Origin of the sequence: Streptomyces sp. 150FB (assembly GCF_000818195.1) — a bacterium.
In the GTDB taxonomy this organism is placed as follows: Bacteria; Actinomycetota; Actinomycetes; order Streptomycetales; family Streptomycetaceae; genus Streptomyces.
The window spans coordinates 7,180,558-7,199,605 of record NZ_JTHL01000001.1 but is presented as its reverse complement, the minus strand read 5'-3'; the positions used below and the strand labels follow the sequence as shown (position 1 = coordinate 7,199,605).

The following is a 19,048-nucleotide window of genomic DNA, read 5'->3' as shown; positions in this document are numbered from 1 at the left end:
GGTGGTCCTGGCGGCGGCCGACCCCGCGAACGCGTACGGGGCCGCGCTCCCCTGGCCCGAGCCCCCGGAAGGGGCCGGTCACAAGCCGGGCCGCAAGGCGGGATCGCTGGTCGTCCTGGTCGACGGTGACTTGACGCTCTACATGGAGCGCGGCGGCAAGACGCTGCTCGCCTGGCCTACGGACCCGGAGGACCCTTCACTCCGGGCGGCGGCGGAGGCCCTGGCGAACGCGGCACGCGCGGGGGCGCTCGGCACAGTCACGGTGGAGCGGACGAACGGTGTATCGGCCCTGACATCACCCCTGGGCCGGGCTCTGGAATCGGCCGGCTTCAACGCCACCCCGCGGGGCCTGCGACTGCGGGCCTGACACCTACGGTCCCGCACCTCATCCGGGGACGTCCCTGCGGCTCTCCCCCTCAGGGCGCCGCCGTGACGCCCGGGCGGCGGCCTGCGACACGGCGTGCACCGGCAGCAGGCTCAACCCCCACCCGCCTGCGGCCACCGCGCCCTCGACAACCCCGCTCTGCTCGGGCTCCAGCGCCAGCCGGAGCACGGCCCACCACCACACCCCTCCCAGAGCGAGCGCCGGCACCACGAGTATTCGCCGCACCATGCCGGTCCTCCTCAGCCGCCGACAACATCCCCGCAGTCTGCCCCGGCGCGACCCGCCCCGCATCCAGAAGGCGGACGACAGAACCCGCACGAGGTACCCCCACCACGGCGACAGCAGCCGCGAAAAAGCAGTCACCCACCCCCCGAGCGCCCGGCCCCCACCCCGGGAAGCGAGCGCCGCGTACAAGACGCCACAGCCCGGCGCGCGGCCGACCGACGCCGCGCCCCCTCCGGATCCGGATAAGGCAGCGCTTCGTCATGCCGTAACCGTCCCCGCATGGCCCGGACTGCTGTCGTCACACCCCAAGTCGGTAGAAGACCTTCCCGTCGCGCCGCTCGGCGCCGAGGGCCTCGTAGAACGCTAGCGCCGGCGGATTGTCTGCATCGGCGGTCCACTCGACGCGGGAGCACCCGGCCGCCACGGCGATGCTCTCCAGCTCAGCCATCAGAACCCGCGCCACACCCCGACGACGGGCAGTCCCCCGCACGAACAGTTCCTTCAGGTAGAGGCTGCTGTCAGCTCCGGCGGCCGGCCACAGGTAGGTGTACGACGCGAAGCCGAGCGCGTCGTCACCGTCGCGGGCGAGAAGCACCGTCGCGGCGGGCCGGTCACCGAACAGCGCCGCCCGGATCCGGCCGTGGTCCCCGGGGGTGTTCTGCCCGCCGTAGTACTCCTCGATCTCGCCGAGGATCGTGGAGATCACGTCCACGTCTGCCACTGTCGCCGGGGTGATCAGCACCCTCAGCCCTGCCGGGCCGGCCGGTCGCCTTCCCCCGTGGCGCCGGTCGGGGCTCCGGCTCAGCCGCTCAGGTGCTCTCGGCCTGGAACATCCAGGCGTGCTTCTCCAGGTCCGCCGTCACCTGGATCAGTACGTCCTGGGTCACCGGATCCGGCGCGTCCGTCGACTCGACACGCTCACGCATCCGGGTGATCACAGCGCCGAGCGCGTCCACCAGGATCCGTACCGCGTCCGCGTCCTTGATCCAGCCGTTGGGCACCGTGTCGATCGCGCTCTGGGCCGCCACGGTCCCGGCTCGTCCGTCGGGCGTCACCCCGACCGCCGAGGCGCGCTCCGCCACCGTGTCCGAGTGCTTACGGGCCGTCGAGACAACCTCGTCGAGCTGGAGGTGTACGGAGCGGAACCGGGGTCCGACGATGTTCCAGTGAACCTGCTTGGCCACCAGCGCGAGATCCACCAGATCCACGAGCGCGCCTTGGAGCGCCTCACCGACCAGCTTCAGGTTCTCCTCGGACAGGGAACTCTTCACCACAGACATGCACGTCCTCCAGTTCCGTCACCATGTGCTCTTCGTTCTCCGTGCGCAGCCGTGTGCGTACGCACTTTCCACCATGGCACAAATGGGTCAAACCGGTCGTCCGGGGAAAACAAAAGCCCCGGCAGGTACTCGCGTACCTGCCGGGGCTCCGTTCAGTCGTTCACACGCGCAAGGCGGGCGCTGTCAAGCGGCGACGACGTCCGCCGGCGCCTTGATTGTCACGCGTTCCGTCGGCACCTTGGCCACCGACGTCACGGAGACGGAATTGAGCATGGGACGTACTGGCACAGGCACCGGTTCGTTGGCCGCAGCCGACCTTGCCAGCTCAGCGAGCGACAGCTCGTCGCTCACCTCTCGCATGAGCTCGGACATCCGTACGTCAAGCGCGTCGCAGATCGCCGAGAGCAGTTCGGAGGATGCCTCCTTCTGCCCCCGTTCCACCTCGGAGAGATAACCGAGAGAGACCCGGGCGGACGAGGAGACTTCGCGCAGAGTACGGCCCTGGCGCTGGCGCTGCCGACGCAGCACGTCACCAAGCAGGCGACGGAGCAAAATCATCGGTGGCTCCCTCCTCGGTCCGCGTAGCCGCATCCTTCACGCCCCACCGTACCGCCTCGCGCCGCGGCCGTGCGGGGAGCGATGTCGTGTTCACTCAGGGCTGCAAACATCAAATCTCCCCGTTCTGTTCCGTATCCTGTGCGCGCCCGTTACCGGAAAGTTCGCTCAGGAGCAGTTCGAGCACGCTCCGCACACTCTCTTTACGGATATCCGCACGGCTACCGTTCAACCTCAGAGCGGTCACCTTCCCCCCACTTTCCGGCCCTGCCACGGCCACGTACACCGTCCCGACAGGGCGCCCGCCCTGCGGTTCCGGCCCGGCGACCCCGGTGGTCGCGGCACCCCAGTCCGCTCCGAGCACCTGACGTGCCCCGGCCGCCATCTGGAGCGCCACATCGCCGTCCACGGCGCCGCGCTCCTCCAGGAGAGCCCCGTCGACGCCCAGCACATCACGCTTCAGATCCGTCGCATAGGCCGTCACGGACCCGCGGAAGGACCGGGAGGCACCGGCCACGGATGTCAGCTCGGCGGCCACGAGGCCGCCCGTGAGGGACTCGGCGACCGCCAGCGTCAGCGACCGCCCGGCGAGCAGCGCGAGCACCTGCTCCGCTTCCCCGCTCACCGCGTGGACTCCGCCTTCGATGCCTTCGGTGCTTTCGGTGCCTTCGGTGCTTTCGATGCCTCGGAGGCCGAGGAGGCTCCCGGTGCCCCGGCGGCCTCGGCGGCCTCAGACGCCACGGCAGCCTCGCGCTCCGCCGCCATGCCCAGACGGCGCAGGGTGATCGCCTGCCGTACGTAGTCGAGCCCCGTCACCACCGTCAGGACCACGGCGACGGCCATCACCCAGAACCGCAGCGTGGCCAGCGGCCCGGTCAGCGCCAGGACGTACATACCGACCGCCGTGCCCTGCGCCAGCGTCTTCATCTTGCCGCCGCGGCTGGCCGGGATGACGGCGTGCCTGATCACCCAGAACCGCATCAGGGTGATCCCCAGTTCGCGGAAGAGGATGACACCGGTGACCCACCACGACAGGTCACCGAGCGCCGAGAGGCAGGCGAGCCCGGCGGCCATGATCGCCTTGTCGGCTATCGGGTCCGCGATCTTGCCGAAGTCGGTGACGAGGTTGTACGTACGGGCCAGATGGCCGTCGAAGATGTCGGTGATCATGGCGACGGCGAAGGCCGCCCACGCCCAGGCCCGCCAGATCGGGTCGTACCCGCCGTCCTCCAGCATCAGCGCGATGAAGGCCGGCACGAGCACCAGGCGCACCATCGTGAGGATGTTGGCGATGTTCCACACGCCCGCCTGGTCGACAGCCACGGCCGCCAGCTTGGCGCCCGGCTTCGACGTCGCGCCGGTACCGCCCGTCGCGGACGCCGGCACTCCCGTCATCTGGCCGCCTCCTCACCCGGTGTCCCGGGTTCGTCGTCCCCCGGAAGGTCGTACGCCTCCGCCACGAGGTCGACGCCTTCGGTGCCGACGACCTTCGCGGTGACCATGAGGCCGGGACGCAGCCCCTCGGACGAAGTGAAGATCACCTGGCCGTCGGTCTCCGGCGCCTGGTGCGCAGCCCGGCCGGTCGCGGCCTCGCCGCTGTCCCCTTCAGGATCCACTGTCTCGACGAGCACCTCAAGACTCTCGCCGAGACGCTCCTCGGCCCGCTGCGCCGTCAGCTCCTCGGCGAGGCGCGAGAGGTGCGCCAGCCGTTCGGCGACGACGTCCTCGTCGAGCTTGTTGTCGTACGTCGCCGCCTCGGTGCCGTCCTCGTCCGAATACCCGAAGATGCCGATGGCGTCGAGCCGCGCGCTGTTGAGGAAGCGTTCCAGCTCCGCGAAGTCGGCCTCGCTCTCGCCGGGGAAGCCGACGATGAAGTTCGAGCGGACACCTGCCTGGGGCGCCTTGTTCCTGATGGTCTCCAGCAGCTCCAGGAAGCGGTCGGTGTCCCCGAAGCGCCGCATCGAACGCAGCACCCCGGGCGCCGAGTGCTGGAAGGAGAGGTCGAAGTACGGCGCGACCTTGGGGGTGGAGGTCAGGACCTCGATCAGTCCCGGACGCATCTCGGCGGGCTGGAGGTAGCTGACGCGCACCCGCTCGATCCCGTCGACATCGGCGAGTTCGGGCAGCAGCGTCTCCAGCAGCCGGATGTCGCCGAGGTCCTTGCCGTACGAGGTGTTGTTCTCGGAGACGAGCATGACCTCCTTGACGCCCTGTCCGGCGAGCCAGCGGGTCTCGCCGAGCACATCGCTGGGCCGCCGTGAGATGAACGAGCCGCGGAACGACGGAATGGCGCAGAAGGAGCAGCGTCTGTCGCAGCCGGACGCGAGCTTCACGGAGGCGACGGGGCTGCTGTCGAGGCGCCTGCGCAGCGGCGCGCGCGGCCCGGAGGCCGGGGCCACACCCTCCGGCAGGTCCGCCGGGGCCGGGGCGATGTCGCCGTGCCCGGGCAGGGCCACCCCGCCGGTGTCCTGGCGCTCGGCGGGGCTGAGCGGCAGCAGCTTGCGCCGGTCCCTGGGGGTGTGCGAGGCGTGGATGCCGCCGTTCAGGATGGTCTGGAGGCGGTCGGAGATGTCGGCGTAGTCGTCGAAACCGAGCACACCGTCCGCTTCGGGGAGGGCTTCCGCCAGCTCCTTGCCGTACCTCTCGGCCATGCAGCCGACAGCGACGACGGCCTGGGTCCTGCCGTGATCCTTGAGGCTGTTGGCTTCGAGCAGGGCGTCTACGGAGTCCTTCTTGGCGGCTTCGACGAATCCGCAGGTGTTGACGACGGCGACGTCCGCGTCCGAGGCGTCCTGGACGAGCTGCCAGCCGTCTGCTGCCAAGCGGCCTGCAAGCTCCTCCGAGTCCACCTCGTTACGGGCGCAGCCAAGAGTGACCAGTGCGACGGTACGGCGTTCGGGCATGGGCTCAAGACTACTTTGTCCTGGCCCTGCCCTTGCCGTGCAGGGCTGCCCGAAGGCCCTTTCCATGGCCTTTGGGCGGACTCCCGACCGCCTGCTCAGCCGGCCTCGGGATCACCCTGCGTGTACGAGAGCCGCTCGACCTGGCCCGATTCGAACTCGTCCTGGACCTTCTTGCCGTTGACGAAGAGGTCGATCGCGCCGGCGTTGCCGAGAATCAGGTCGATCTGCTCGTCGTCCTGGAAGGTTTTGGACGCGCCTTTCTCCAGCAGACCGTCGAACAGCAGCTTGCCGTTGTGGGCCTTGGCCGAGATCCAGCTCTTGTCGTCCGTGGCGGAGAGTTTCACCGTGACCTTGTCGCGCGGGGCCGCGGCGATGGCGCTTTCCGACGGGTCGGGCGTGACAACGGTCTTGGTGGGTGTGGGCGTGACCTTGTTGGTCTGCGTGGGCTTCGGACCCTCGGCGACGGGCTTGGACTTTCCCGCGTCGCCACTGCCGTTGAACATGGTGAAACCGGCGAAGCCGACCACGGCGACGATCGCGGCGACCATGGCCGCCGTCCAGTTGGGCCTGCGCCGCTCGGGCCGGATGCGTTCCGCCTCGAACAGCGGCGCCGCCGGGGTGGGTTCGGGCCGCCCGCCGTGCTCGGCGTCGAACTGCTCGATCAGCGGCTCGGGGTCGATCCCGACCTTGCGGGCGATCATGCGGATGTGGCCGCGGGCGTAGACGTCGCCGCCGCAGCGCGAGAAATCGTCCTCCTCCATCGCGTGCACGATGGGGATACGCACCCGGGTGGCCGCACTGACCTCGTCGACCGTCAGATCCGCACCGATACGGGCTTGCTGAAGGACGCGGCCGATCGAAGGCCGGGCGTCCTCGGGGGAGGTCCGGTTGTCTTCAGGGAGGGCTTCTTCGGAGGAATTTCCGTCGGGGGGATTGCCGATGGACACGGGGGCGCCTTTCGAGCGTGTAGCCACCTGCTGAAGGTTCAGTCTATGGGTGGTACGAAAGGGTGGGGCAACCGGGCGGGTGCTCTTTGTACGCCATCTGAATGGCCGGACGGCGTGGCGGATGGAGTGTCAACGTGCACTCCCTCATCTCCAACTTGACGCGTGACCGAGGGAAACGGTTGCGTTCCGTCTCCCTACGAGTCTGATGCCCCCCGGATCACTGCCAACACACCGTCCAGTTCGTCCGCCTTCACCAGCACGTCGCGGGCCTTGGAGCCTTCGCTCGGTCCGACGATGTTCCTGGACTCCATCAGGTCCATCAGCCGGCCCGCCTTGGCGAAGCCGACACGCAGCTTCCGCTGGAGCATCGAGGTCGAGCCGAACTGGGTGGACACCACGAGCTCGACGGCCTGACACAGCAGATCGAGGTCGTCGCCGATGTCCTCGTCGATCTCTTTCTTCTTCGCCGTGCCGACCACGACGTCCTCGCGGAAGACGGGTGCCATCTGATCCTTGCAGTGCTGGACGATGGCCGCGACCTCAGCCTCCGTCACGAAGGCGCCCTGCATACGGGTCGGTTTGTTGGCGCCCATGGGAAGGAACAGACCGTCGCCCTTGCCGATCAGTTTCTCCGCGCCCGGCTGGTCCAGGATGACCCGGCTGTCGGCCAGCGAGGAGGTCGCGAACGCCAGCCGCGAGGGCACATTCGCCTTGATCAGACCGGTCACCACGTCGACGGAGGGCCGCTGCGTCGCGAGTACGAGGTGGATGCCGGCGGCGCGGGCCAGTTGGGTGATACGGACGATCGAGTCCTCGACGTCACGCGGCGCGACCATCATCAGGTCCGCCAGCTCGTCGACGATCACCAGCAGGTACGGGTACGGCGTCAGCTCCCGCTCGCTGCCCTCGGGCGACGTGGCCTTGCCGGTGCGTACCGCGTGGTTGAAGTCGTCGATGTGCCGGTAGCCGTACGCGGCGAGGTCGTCGTAGCGCAGATCCATCTCGCGGACGACCCACTGGAGCGCCTCGGCGGCCCGCTTGGGGTTGGTGATGATCGGCGTGATCAGGTGCGGGATTCCCTCGTACGCGGTCAGCTCGACACGTTTGGGGTCGACGAGCACCATCCGGACGTCCTCCGGGGTGGCCCTGACCATCACCGAGGTGATCAGACAGTTGATGCAGGAGGACTTGCCGGAGCCGGTCGCTCCCGCCACGAGCACATGCGGCATCTTCGCGAGGTTGGCCATCTCGTAGCCGCCCTCGACGTTCTTGCCGAGCGCCACCAGCATCGGGTGGTCGTCCTCGGCCGCGTCGGCGAGGCGCAGGACGTCCCCGAGGTTGACCATCTCCCGGTCGGAGTTGGGGATCTCGATGCCGACGGCGGACTTGCCGGGGATCGGGGAGATGATCCGGACGTCGGGGCTGGCCACCGCGTACGCGATGTTCTTGGTGAGCGCGGTGATCCGCTCGACCTTGACGGCCGGGCCGAGCTGCACCTCGTACCGCGTGACCGTCGGTCCCCTGGTGAAGCCGGTCACCCTCGCGTCGACCTTGAACTCCATGAAGACATTGGTGAGCGAGTCGACGACCACGTCGTTGGCCGCGCTTCGGGTCTTCCCGGGGCCACCGCGCTCCAGCAGGTCGAGCGACGGCAGCGAGTACGTGATGTCCCCGGAGAGCTGGAGCTGCTCGGCGCGCGGCGGCAGCGGCCGGTCCTCGGCGGGTGCCGGCTTGGTCAGATCCGCCACCGCTCCGGCGGGCGCCCGGCGCTTCTCGCCCGCACGCGCCGTCGGTACGGGCGCCGGACGCTCCTGCGGCGACTCCGCCACGGCCTCGTCGGCGGGCCCATCCTGCTGTTCGACGGAGGGCTCTTCGGGCTCCGGCTGCTTGCGCATCCGGTCGACGCCCTGGGTCAGGTCGGCGACGAGCGAGGACGGCGGCATCCCGTTGAGCACGGCGCCGTCCAGCGCGGCGGCGGCCGCCGCCGCGACATCCACGGCGTCCATGGTCCGGCCCAGCGCCGGCTGTACGGAGGACCTGCGCGGCCGGCCGCGGCGGTTGGCGATGGCCTCGACCTCGGCCTGGTGCGGGTCGGAGCCGCCCCCGGGTCCGCCTCTGCTTCCGGCGGGCCGCCGGCCACGGCCGGGCAGCGCCTCGCGCCACTGGTCGTCGTACCGCTCGTCGTCGGTGTCGCGGTCGTCGGCGTACTCCCGGTACCGATCCGGATCCTCGACGGGGTCGACGATCCCGAGCTTGGAGCCCAGCAGCCGCAGCCGCCGCGGGATGGCGTTGACCGGGGTGGCCGTGACGACCAGCAGGCCGAAGATGGTGAGCAGCAGAAGCAGCGGTACGGCGAGGACCTCGCCCATGGCGAAGATCAGCGGCTTGGAGGCGGCCCAGCCGATGAGGCCGCCCGCGTCCTGCATCGCCTCGGTGCCCGCGTTCCGGCCCGGCGCGCCGCAGGCGATGTGGACCAGCCCGAGCACACCGATGACCAGGGCGGAGAGGCCGATGACGATCCGGCCGTTGGCCTCGGGCTTCTCCGGGTAGAGGATCAGCCGCACGGCGACGGCGCCCAGCAGTATCGGCACCAGCAGGTCGAGCCGGCCGAAGGCTCCGGTGATGAGCATCTGGATCAGATCGCCCACCGGGCCTTGGAGGTCCGACCAGGTGCCTGCGGCGACCACGAGGGCGAGGCCCAGCAACAGCAGCGCGACGCCGTCCTTGCGGTGGGCGGGATCGAGTCCCTTGGCCCCGCGCCCTATGCCCCGCAGCATCGCCCCGACGCCGTGTGCCATGCCGAGCCACGTGGCGCGTACGAGCCGGAACACGCCCCCGGTGGGTGACGGCGCCGGCTTGGGCGCCGCCTTCTTGGCCGGAGCCCTCTTGGCAGGGGCTTTCTTCGAGGGCGGAGGCTTCTTCGCGGCGGCCTTCTTCCCGGGCGCCGCCTTCTGCGCGGCGCCAGTTGTACGGCCGGCGCGCGGTTTCGCGGCGCCCGCCGTGCCCTGCGAACCCTTGCCGGACGTACGTGAGGCCATGGTGGTGAGGTTACCGGTGTGAACGCCCGTGGACACGTGTGCCTACGGCTTCACCCGTTCGTGTCGGCCGGTGCACAGCGCCGGGCTGACGCCCCCTCAGCTACGAGGGGTGCGCCCCCGGCGGACCGCCGGCGCCCGGCTCCAGGGCGTCGAGCGCCCGGCGCAAGCCGGTGAGTTTGCGCTCCAGATGCGCGGCGGTCGCCACCGCCGAAGCGTCGGCCGAGTCGTCGTCCAACTGTTTGGAGAGCGCCTCGGCCTGCTCCTCAACTGCCGCGAGCCGCGCGGACAGTTCGGCCAGCACCCCTGCGGGCTCCCTGGCTCCGCCGGCCCCCGCCAACTGAAGACGCAGCAGCTCGGCCTGCTCCTTCAGCATGCAGTTCTTCATGTACAGCTCGACGAACACCGAGACCTTGGCGCGCAGCACCCATGGGTCGAACGGCTTCGAGATGTAGTCCACAGCGCCCGCCGCGTAGCCCCGGAAGGTGTGGTGCGGGCCGTGGTTGATGGCCGTGAGAAAAATAATCGGGATGTCGCGCGTGCGCTCCCGCCGCTTGATGTGCGCGGCGGTCTCGAAGCCATCCATTCCCGGCATCTGGACATCCAGCAGAATGACCGCGAAGTCGTCCGTCAGAAGCGCCTTCAGCGCTTCCTCCCCTGACGATGCCCGCACCAGTGTCTGATCGAGCGCGGAGAGAATGGCCTCCAGCGCCAGAAGATTCTCCGGCCGGTCATCGACCAGGAGGATCTTGGCCTTCTGCACCATGGCCGCCCGCCCTCCTCGCCCCGGCATGGGGCCTCCCCTGCGCGTAGCGCTCGGAGAAGCACCGGGCGCCGCCCCAGGGGACGGCTCCCTTACGCCGTCCGTCCTTGTGCCGGTCATGGTAGCCGCACCCCGCTTGTCGCCACACCCTGTCACCGCGATGTCACTGTGCACGAAGCAGAAACGTAGTGCGGCACCAGAAGGTTCCCCGGATGCGACCGGCTCACACCGGGCCGGTCCCGGTCAGTCAGCAGGACGTGCCGATTCGCGCACGCATTGATCATTTGTCTTGCATCCACTGCTCCATCACCGACAGCAGATGGTCGGGGTCGACCGGCTTCGTCACATAGTCGGAGGCGCCCGATTCCAGGGCCTTCTCCCGGTCGCCCTTCATGGCCTTGGCCGTGAGCGCGATGATCGGCAGCCCGGCGAACTGCGGCATCCTGCGGATCGCCGTCGTCGTCGCGTACCCGTCCATCTCGGGCATCATGATGTCCATCAGCACGACCGTCACATCGTCGTGCTGCTCCATGACTTCAACGCCCTCGCGGCCGTTCTCCGCGTACAGCACGGAGAGTCCGTGCTGCTCCAGCACGCTGGTGAGCGCGAAGACGTTACGGATGTCGTCGTCGACGATCAGCACCTTCTCACCGTGGAACGAGAAGGTACGGCGCTCCTCCGGTGCCTCCTGAGGCACCGTGTCGGCCTCACCGGCGCCCCAGGAGCCCTGTCCGCCGGAGGAAGCCCCCCGGCCGCCGGACGTCCCCGGAGCCGCCGAACCACTCTGCCCGCCGGACCCGGCCCGCTCGCCGCTCCCGATGCTCTTGCGCCGGCGCCGGAACAGCGCCGCGGGACCCGGAGGTACGTCGTCGGGCGACGACGCCTCCAGGCGCGCCGGCTGCGCGAGGTCGGCGAGGCCGCTGCCCAGCGCCGTACGCGACTGCGGCTCCATGCCGGCCGGGGTGAGCTGCGGATAGCCCTGCGGGGGCAGTTCGCTCGGGTGCAGCGGCAGGTAGAGCGTGAAGGTCGAGCCACGGCCCGGCTCGCTCGCCGCGTGGATCTCACCGCCGAGCAGCCGCGCGATCTCACGGCTGATCGACAGGCCGAGGCCCGTACCGCCGTACTTGCGGCTCGTCGTCCCGTCCGCCTGCTTGAACGCCTCGAAGATCACCCGCATCTTGCTCGCGGCGATCCCGATACCGGTGTCGGTGACCGAGAAGGCGATCAGATCACCGTCGGCCTCCCGCAGCGATCCGGCTTCCAGCAACTGCTCCCTGATCGCGTTCGGCACATCGGCGGCCGCCGGCCTGATCACCAGCTCGACCGCGCCGGAGTCCGTGAACTTCACCGCGTTGGAGAGCAGGTTGCGCAGGACCTGCAACAGCCGCTGCTCGTCGGTGTGCAGCGTCGCCGGCAGCTCCGGCGAGACCCGTACGGAGAAGTCGAGCCCCTTCTCCGCCGTCAGCGGACGGAAGGTCGCCTCGACGTAGTCGACGAGCTGGACCAGCGCGATACGGGTCGGGCTGACGTCCATCTTGCCCGCCTCGACCTTCGACAGGTCGAGGATGTCGTTGATCAACTGGAGCAGGTCGGAACCCGCCCCGTGGATCGTCTCGGCGAACTCCACCTGCTTCGGCGACAGGTTCGACTCGGCGTTGTCGGCGAGCAGCTTGGCGAGGATGAGCAGCGAGTTCAGCGGGGTACGCAGCTCGTGCGACATGTTCGCCAGGAACTCCGACTTGTAGCGCATCGAGACGGCGAGCTGTTCGGCCCGCTCCTCGAGCACCTGCCTGGCCTCTTCGATCTCGGTGTTCTTGACCTCGATGTCGCGGTTCTGCTGGGCCAGCAGCTCGGCCTTCTCCTCCAGCTCCGCGTTGGACTCCTGGAGCGCCTTCTGCCTGTTCTCCAGCTCGGCGGAGCGCTCGCGCAACTGCTCGGTCAGCTCCTGCGACTGCTTCAGCAGCACCTCGGTCTTGGTGTTGACGCTGATCGTGTTGACGCTCGTCGCGATCATCTCGGCGATCTGGTTGAGGAAGTCGCGCTGGATCTGGGTGAACGGCTGGAACGACGCCAGCTCGATCACGCCGAGGACCTTCCCCTCGAACAGCACCGGCAGCACGATCACATGCGCCGGGGACGCCTCCCCGAGGCCGGACGAGATCTTCAAATAGCCCGGCGGCACATTGACCTGGATGGTGCGTTTCTCCTCGGCGGCCGTCCCGATGAGCGTCTCCCCCGGCCGGAAGGCCGTCGGCATCGAACCGGCGGAGTAGCCGTAACTGCCGCGCATGCACAGCTCGTACGAGGCGCTCCTGTCGCCTTCCGCCCCCAGCTCGGGGGCCGTGCCGGTCTGCATCGCCAGGAAGAAGGCACCGTGCTGCGCCGTGACGACCGGGGTCAGCTCGCTCATGATCAGCGAGGCCACGTCGTCGAGGTCGCGGCGGCCCTGCATCAGACCGGAGATACGGGCGAGGTTGCCCTTCAGCCAGTCCTGCTCCTCGTTGGCGAGGGTGGTGTCGCGGAGATTGGCGATCATCGTGTTGATGTTGTCCTGGAGGACCTGGATCTCGCCCGCCGCGTCCACATCGATCTTGAGATTGAGATCGCCCCGGGTCACCGCGGTGGCGACGGCCGCGATCGCCCGCACCTGCCGCGTCAGGTTCCCCGCCATCTCGTTCACCGATTCGGTGAGGTCGCGCCAGGTGCCGTCGACGTCCCGTACGCGCGCCTGGCCGCCCAACTGCCCGTCCGTGCCCACCTCGCGGGCCACCCGGGTGACCTGGTCGGCGAACGAGGAGAGCTGGTCGACCATCGTGTTGATCGTGTTCTTCAGCTTCAGGATCTCGCCGCGCGCGTCGATGTCGATCTTCTTGGTGAGATCGCCCTTCGCGATGGCGGTCGTGACGGTGGCGATCTGGCGCACCTGGCCCGTCAGGTTCGACGCCATCGAGTTCACGGACTCGGTGAGGTCCTTCCACGTACCGGAGACGCCGGGGACCCTGGCCTGACCGCCCAGCTCGCCCTCCGTGCCCACCTCACGGGCGACCCTGGTCACCTCGTCGGCGAACGACGACAGGGTCTTCACCATCGTGTTGACGGTGTCGGCGAGTTCGGCGACCTCGCCGCGCGCCTCGACCGTGACCTTCTTCGTCAGGTCCCCGTTGGCGACGGCCGACGAGACCCGGGAGATGTTCCGTACCTGACTGGTCAGGTTGTTGGCCATGGTGTTGACGTTGTCGCTGAGGTCCTTCCAGATACCGGTGACACCCCGGACCCTGGCCTGGCCGCCGAGGATGCCTTCCGTACCGACCTCGCGGGCGACCCTGGTCACCTCGTCGGCGAAGTTCAGGAGCTGGTCGACCATCGTGTTGACGGTGGTGACCAGGTCGAGGATCTCGCCCTTGGCGTCGACAGTGATCTTCTTCGACAGGTCGCCCCTCGCGACCGCCGTCGTGACCTCGGCGATGTTGCGGACCTGCGAGGTCAGGTTGTTGGCCATGAAGTTGACGGACTGGGTGAGGTCCTTCCACGTACCGGAGACACCCTGCACCTCGGCCTGACCGCCCAGGATGCCTTCGGTGCCCACCTCGCGGGCCACCCGGGTCACCTGCTCGGCGAAGTTGGAGAGCTGGTCCACCATCGTGTTGAGGGTGTTCTTCAGCTCCAGGATCTCGCCGCGCGCGTCCACATCGATCTTCTGCGACAGATCACCGCGCGCCACGGCGGTGGCCACCTGTGCGATGTTGCGGACCTGCCCGGTCAGGTTCTCCGCCATGCCGTTCACGGAGTCGGTCAGCTCACGCCAGACACCCGCGACACCGGGCACCTGCGCCTGGCCTCCCAGCCGGCCGTCGGTGCCCACCTCACGCGCGACCCTGGTCACCTGGTCGGCGAAGGCCGAGAGCTGGTCGACCATCGTGTTGATGGTGTTCTTCAGCTCCAGGATCTCGCCGCGCGCGTCCACATCGATCTTCTGGGACAGATCGCCGCGCGCCACAGCCGTGGTCACCTGCGCGATCTGCCTCACCTGTGAGGTGAGGTTCCCCGCCATGAAGTTGACGGAGTCGGTGAGTTCCTTCCACGTACCGCTGACGCCGTCCACCCGCGCCTGGCCGCCGAGCCTGCCCTCCGTACCCACGTCGCGCGCCATGCGGGTGACCTGGTCGGCGAAGGACGAGAGCTGCGACACCATCGTGTTGACGGTGTTCTTCAGCTCCAGCATCTCGCCGGCGACATCGACGGTGACCTTCTGCGACAGATCGCCGTTGGCGACCGCCGTCGTCACCTGGGCGATGTCCCTCACCTGACCGGTGAGGTTGCGGAACGCCGTGTTGACGGAGTCCGTCAGGTCCTTCCACGTACCGGCGGCCCCCGGCACCTCGGCCTGGCCGCCGAGGCGGCCCTCGACGCCGACCTCCCGCGCGACCCGCGTCACCTCGGAACCGAAGGCCGAGAGCTGGTCCACCATCGTGTTGACGGTGTTCTTCAGCTCCAGCATCTCCCCGGCGACATCGACGGTGACCTTCTGCGACAGATCGCCGCTCGCGACCGCCGTCGTCACCTGCGCGATGTCCCTCACCTGACCGGTGAGGTTGCGGAACGCCGTGTTGACGGAGTCCGTCAGGTCCTTCCACGTACCGGCGGCGCCGGGCACCTGCGCCTGACCGCCGAGCAGTCCCTTGGCGCCGACCTCGCTCGCCACCCGCGTCACCTCGTCGGCGAACGTACGGAGGGTCTCGGTCATCTGGTTGATCGTCTCGGCGAGCTGCGCCACCTCGCCGCGCGCGCTCACCGTGACCTTCTGGGACAGGTCACCGTTGGCGACCGCCGTGGTGACCTCGGCGATACCGCGCACCTGGTTGGTCAGGTTGCCGGCCATCGTGTTCACCGAATCGGTGAGGTCCTTCCACACCCCGGCCACACCGGGCACGGTCGCCTGACCGCCCAGCTCGCCCTCGGTGCCGACCTCCCGCGCCACTCGCGTGACCTCGGAGGAGAACGACGACAACTGGTCCACCATCGTGTTGACGGTGTTCTTCAGTTGGAGCATCTCGCCGGCCACATGCACGGTGACCTTGCGTGACAGATCACCCTTGGCGACCGCCGTCGTGACGAGAGCAATGTCACGCACCTGAGCGGTCAGCCGGTACGCCATGGTGTTGACGGAATCCGTGAGGTCCTTCCACGAACCCGACATACCGCGCACCTTGGCCTGGCCGCCGAGCTTGCCCTCCGTACCGACCTCCAGCGCGACCCGCGTCACCTCGTCGGTGAAGGCGGAGAGCTGGTCGACCAGGTTGTTGACGGTGCGGGCGACCTTCAGGAACTCGCCGCGCAGCGGGCGCTCGGCCCCGTCGGAGGACTCCGAGCGCAGCTCCATGCGCTGCTCCAGGTCGCCCTCGGCGACCGCCGAGAGCACCCGCCCGACCTCGGAGACGGGCCGTGCGAGGTCGTCGACCAGCGCGTTGGAGGCGTCGATCGCGGCGGCCCAGGAGCCCTCACAGGCGCCGGTCTCCAGCCGCTCGGTCAGCTTTCCCTCGCGGCCGACCATGCGCCGTACGCGGGCCAGCTCACCCGTGAGATGGAGATTGCGGTCCGCGACCTCGTTGTAGAGCGCGGCGATCTCCGCCATCACGTCGTCGCCCGACACGGTCAGCCGTTTACGGAAATTTCCGTCCCGCATCGACACGAGGGCCGTCAGCAGTCTGTTCAGCTCCGCCGAGTCCACCTCGGTTGTCCCGTTGCTCCGGGACCGTCCGCCTTTGGTGCGCGTGCTGGTGCCACGCGCCGCTACGCCAGACTCCACCGTGTCCCTCCCGCAGGGGTTGACCGTACTGTCCGGGCTGTCACCGGAAGCCTGCCCAGTGTTTCACCATGGTGGAACCAGGCGATAACAGATCGGCAGCTTCGCATAGCGTCCCCGCCCCCGGAGGGCGGAAACAGTGGTGACTGGCATCCGCCATGTCCGCGAAGGTAAGTAACCTGGCATGCGGCTGTCCAACCGCCCCGGTCTGCCCGGCGGGGGCGGTGTGGCGAAGGTACTACCACCGGGCACCTGAAGGGGCGGGGCCGATCATGGCGGAGCCGGGCGTCGAAACGCGTATGAGGAGTTCTGTGATCACCGCGCGGGCGGCTGCCACCTTCGAACCGGTAGGGCGGTCCGTAGCGACCGCTCGTGCCTTTGTCCGCGACACGCTGCAGGGATGGGGTTATTCCGACATCGTCGACGACGCTGTCGTCCTCACCAGCGAACTCGTCACCAATGCGGTGATCCACGCGGGCACCTCCGCCGACGTCCTCTGTCTCCGTACGGAGGACGGCGTCCGCGTCGAGGTGGCCGACCGCTACCCCGAACGCGAGGTGCCCATGCAGGGCACCGGACAGTCGCTCGGCAGCCCCGACCGGGAAAATGGCCGAGGTCTGCTGCTCTGCGCGGCCCTCGCCTCCCGCTGGGGCGTCGAGTACAGCCCGACGTACAAAAAAGTCTGGTTCCAGCTCGATCTGCCCGACCGCGCGGTCGGCACCCGCTCCGCGGGCCCCGTCCTGCCGACGGACCTGCTTCCGGTGGCCGACGAGCGGGTACGGGTCGCCGTCATCCAGGTCGACACGGCCGGCATCCTCGTGAGCTGGAACGAAGATGCCGAACAGATTTTCGGTTATGTCGCGGAGAAGGTCGTCGGGAGGCCGCTGGGCGACCTCGCCGCCTGGCCGCACACCCCCGGCATCGGCACGGGCATCGCCGAGGCGCTGCTGCTGTCCCGCTGGGAGGGCAGTTACGGGATGCGCGGCGCGGACGGCCGGGTCATCCCGGTGTACGCCTCGCACCTGCGGGTGCGTGACACGCGCGGCGAGCCGTCGACGGTCTGCCTGCTCGTCCGGGACTACGAGCGTGCCGTCATCCAGACGCCGCTGCGCGCCCCGGCCGGCGAGAGCGCCGAGAACCGCGCCGCCGACCCCTTCGAGATCTTCATCGGCTCCCCGGCCCCCGACGACCTCGACGGGCTCCTCCAGCGCACGGTGGAGCGCGCACGCGACATGCTCGACGCCGACTCGGGTTTCCTCCTGCTCGCCACGGACGACGAGACGGAGCTGGAGGTACGCGCCACCACGGGCCTCCCCTCGGCCCGTCAGCGCTTCGCTCGCGTCCCCGTGGAGGCGAGCACGGGACGTTACGGCTCCGCGCGGATGCCGGCCGTCCACGACGACCTCACGGCCTCTCCCGGGGCCGTCCCGCTGCTGGGCGGGACCGGGATGCGCTCCGTGGTCACCGTCCCGCTCAAGGTCGAGGGGCGCCTCACGGGTTCCCTGGGTGTCGCCTCCGAGACGGCGGGCCGCTTCTCCAACGAGGAGGCGCTGCGCCTTCAGTTCGCGGCCGACCGGATCGCGCTGGCCGTGGAGTCCGCCCGTCTCGGTGAGCTCGAACGCCTCCGCCGGGGGTCGCTGTCCTTCCTCGTCGAAGCGTCGGACCTGCTCGCCGGCACGCTGGACCGGGACCAGACCCTGGCGCTGATGGCCCAGATGACGATCCCGACGCTGGCCACCTGGTGTGCCGTCTACACGATCGCCGACCAGTCGTCGGACCCGTATCTCTCCTTCGTCCTGCACGAGGACGAGGAGCGCATCGACGGCCTCAAGGCGCTGCTCTCCAGGATCAGCCCGCCGGATCCGGTGCCCACACCGGGCGCCCGGATCTGGACTGCGCCGGCGGAGGCCGCCCACCAGTCGGCGCTGCGTACCTCCATGCGGGAGTTGGGCAACGGCTCGGCGTCCACCACTTCGGGCATCGGCACCACCCTGGCGACAGCGGCGGCGGTCGGCGGGGAGACCGTGGTGCTGCCGCTGGTCGCCAGGAACCGCGTCATCGGCATGCTGACCCTCGGCAAGCCCTCCGACGACCACTTCCGCCAGGAGATCCTGGAACTCGCCGAGGACCTCTCCAGGAGGGCCGCACTGGCCCTCGACAACGCGCGCCTGTACTCGGAACGCACAGCGATCAGCCAGGCCCTCCAGCGCAGCCTGCTGCCGCCGGGCCTGCCCCAGATCCCGGGCGTCGAGGTGGAGGTCATCTACCGCGCGGCCGGCGAGGGCAACGAGGTCGGCGGCGACTTCTACGACCTGTTCCCCATCAAGGACGGCGCCTACGGCTTCGCCATCGGCGACGTCTGCGGTACGGGCCCGGAGGCCGCGGCCGTCACGGGCCTGGCCCGGCACGCGCTGCGGCTGCTGGCCCGCGAGGGCTTCACAGGCCCCGCGGTGCTGGAGCGGCTCAACGCGGCGATCCTGGACGAGGGAACCCGCAGCCGCTTCCTCACCCTGCTGTACGGCGAGTTGTGGCCGCAGGAGGACGGCAGCGCGGTCCTGAAGGTGGTCTGCGCGGGGCACCCGCTCCCGCTCCGGCTGCGCCAGGACGGTTCGGTCGAGTCGGCCGCCGACCCGCAGCCGCTGCTCGGTGTCATGGAGGACCTGGAGCTGTACGAACAGGTCATCACCCTCGATCCGGGAGACGTACTCCTGTGCGTCACCGACGGCGTGACGGAGCGCCGGGAGGGAACGCGCATGCTGGGCGACGACGGTCTCGCGGACGTCCTGACGACCTGTACGGGTCTCACCGCGGGCGCGGTCGCCACGCGTGTGCTGCGCGCCGTGGAGCGCTTCGCCGCGGAGCCCGCGTCGGACGACATGGCCATCCTGGCGATGCGGATCCCCGAGCCGGAGTAGGGCGACGGCCCCGGACATGCGAAAGGCCCCCGCCAATCGGCGGGGGCCTTTCGTGTACCGGAGCCCCAATACGGAATCGAACCGTAGACCTTCTCCTTACCATGGAGACGCTCTACCGACTGAGCTATTGGGGCGCAGCAACGAGAGAAAGCATACCCGAAAGTCCACTCGGTTCAGAACCTCGTCGCGGTGGTTCTTCACTGGACCCAGCCGGCGAAGAGCCGGCGAAACGGGTCG

General features: G+C 69.2%; 13 protein-coding genes and 1 tRNA gene. 2 read left to right on the top strand and 12 right to left on the bottom strand.

The window, feature by feature from the left end; translation table 11 throughout:
* The coding region (locus QR77_RS47035; protein ID WP_160310974.1) for a hypothetical protein at window positions 1-367 on the top strand (367 nt) is incomplete at its 5' end.
* An 18-nt stretch (window positions 368-385) separates the two neighbouring features.
* Here the strand turns inward: QR77_RS47035 and QR77_RS30875 are convergent.
* The 11 genes from QR77_RS30875 to QR77_RS30825 all read right to left on the bottom strand — a co-directional run bounded on the left by QR77_RS30875 (window position 386) and on the right by QR77_RS30825 (window position 15,899).
* Window positions 386-613, bottom strand: a complete 228-nt coding sequence (locus QR77_RS30875; protein WP_040025291.1) for a hypothetical protein — start codon at window positions 611-613, stop codon at window positions 386-388.
* A gap of 295 nt (window positions 614-908) precedes the next feature.
* Window positions 909-1,322 (bottom strand): GNAT family N-acetyltransferase, encoded by a 414-nt coding sequence (locus QR77_RS30870; RefSeq protein WP_236710866.1) that lies wholly within the window; start codon window positions 1,320-1,322, stop codon window positions 909-911.
* Window positions 1,323-1,419: 97 nt separating this feature from the next.
* Window positions 1,420-1,890 (bottom strand): DNA starvation/stationary phase protection protein, encoded by a 471-nt coding sequence (locus QR77_RS30865; protein WP_040025289.1) that lies wholly within the window; start codon window positions 1,888-1,890, stop codon window positions 1,420-1,422.
* A gap of 183 nt (window positions 1,891-2,073) precedes the next feature.
* A complete protein-coding gene (locus QR77_RS30860; protein ID WP_040025288.1) occupies window positions 2,074-2,448 on the bottom strand; it encodes a helix-turn-helix transcriptional regulator in 375 nt (124 codons plus the stop codon).
* A 109-nt stretch (window positions 2,449-2,557) separates the two neighbouring features.
* Window positions 2,558-3,049: a nicotinamide-nucleotide amidohydrolase family protein gene (locus QR77_RS30855; RefSeq protein ID WP_173476380.1), complete on the bottom strand. Its 492-nt coding sequence runs from the start codon at window positions 3,047-3,049 to the stop codon at window positions 2,558-2,560.
* 17 nt (window positions 3,050-3,066) lie between these two features.
* A complete protein-coding gene (gene pgsA, locus QR77_RS30850; protein WP_040025286.1) occupies window positions 3,067-3,840 on the bottom strand; it encodes a CDP-diacylglycerol--glycerol-3-phosphate 3-phosphatidyltransferase in 774 nt (257 codons plus the stop codon).
* Window positions 3,837-5,348 carry a 30S ribosomal protein S12 methylthiotransferase RimO gene (gene rimO, locus QR77_RS30845; protein ID WP_040025284.1) on the bottom strand — a complete coding sequence of 504 codons (1,512 nt, stop codon included), beginning with the start codon at window positions 5,346-5,348 and terminating at the stop codon, window positions 3,837-3,839. Before rimO ends, pgsA begins: the two co-directional genes overlap by 4 nt.
* Before the next feature lie 95 nt (window positions 5,349-5,443).
* Window positions 5,444-6,289: a helix-turn-helix domain-containing protein gene (locus QR77_RS30840; RefSeq protein ID WP_052489761.1), complete on the bottom strand. Its 846-nt coding sequence runs from the start codon at window positions 6,287-6,289 to the stop codon at window positions 5,444-5,446.
* Window positions 6,290-6,489: 200 nt separating this feature from the next.
* Window positions 6,490-9,333 (bottom strand): DNA translocase FtsK, encoded by a 2,844-nt coding sequence (locus QR77_RS30835; RefSeq protein ID WP_052489760.1) that lies wholly within the window; start codon window positions 9,331-9,333, stop codon window positions 6,490-6,492.
* Window positions 9,334-9,433: 100 nt separating this feature from the next.
* Window positions 9,434-10,096, bottom strand: a complete 663-nt coding sequence (locus tag QR77_RS30830) for a response regulator (RefSeq protein WP_040025279.1) — start codon at window positions 10,094-10,096, stop codon at window positions 9,434-9,436.
* Window positions 10,097-10,373: 277 nt separating this feature from the next.
* Complete coding sequence (locus QR77_RS30825) at window positions 10,374-15,899, bottom strand: HAMP domain-containing protein (RefSeq protein WP_173476379.1); 5,526 nt, start codon at window positions 15,897-15,899, stop codon at window positions 10,374-10,376.
* A 269-nt stretch (window positions 15,900-16,168) separates the two neighbouring features.
* Here QR77_RS30825 and QR77_RS30820 point away from each other — a divergent pair, with 269 nt between their 5' ends.
* Window positions 16,169-18,811, top strand: a complete 2,643-nt coding sequence (locus QR77_RS30820; RefSeq protein ID WP_040025277.1) for a SpoIIE family protein phosphatase — start codon at window positions 16,169-16,171, stop codon at window positions 18,809-18,811.
* A 61-nt stretch (window positions 18,812-18,872) separates the two neighbouring features.
* Here the strand turns inward: QR77_RS30820 and QR77_RS30815 are convergent.
* Window positions 18,873-18,945 (bottom strand) — tRNA-Thr (locus QR77_RS30815).
* Between the last annotated feature and the right edge of the window lie 103 nt (window positions 18,946-19,048).

Bases quoted from the DNA above. Each gene is read 5' to 3' on its own strand.
- QR77_RS30865 (WP_040025289.1), bottom strand. From the start codon at position 1,890: ATGTCTGTGGTGAAGAGTTCCCTGTCCGAGGAGAACCTGAAGCTGGTC.
- QR77_RS30830 (WP_040025279.1), bottom strand. From the start codon at position 10,096: ATGGTGCAGAAGGCCAAGATCCTCCTGGTCGATGACCGGCCGGAGAAT.
- QR77_RS30820 (WP_040025277.1), top strand. From the start codon at position 16,169: ATGGCGGAGCCGGGCGTCGAAACGCGTATGAGGAGTTCTGTGATCACC.
- pgsA (WP_040025286.1), bottom strand. From the start codon at position 3,840: ATGACGGGAGTGCCGGCGTCCGCGACGGGCGGTACCGGCGCGACGTCG.
- QR77_RS30875 (WP_040025291.1), bottom strand. From the start codon at position 613: ATGGTGCGGCGAATACTCGTGGTGCCGGCGCTCGCTCTGGGAGGGGTG.
- QR77_RS30860 (WP_040025288.1), bottom strand. From the start codon at position 2,448: ATGATTTTGCTCCGTCGCCTGCTTGGTGACGTGCTGCGTCGGCAGCGC.
- rimO (WP_040025284.1), bottom strand. From the start codon at position 5,348: ATGCCCGAACGCCGTACCGTCGCACTGGTCACTCTTGGCTGCGCCCGT.
- QR77_RS30835 (WP_052489760.1), bottom strand. From the start codon at position 9,333: ATGGCCTCACGTACGTCCGGCAAGGGTTCGCAGGGCACGGCGGGCGCC.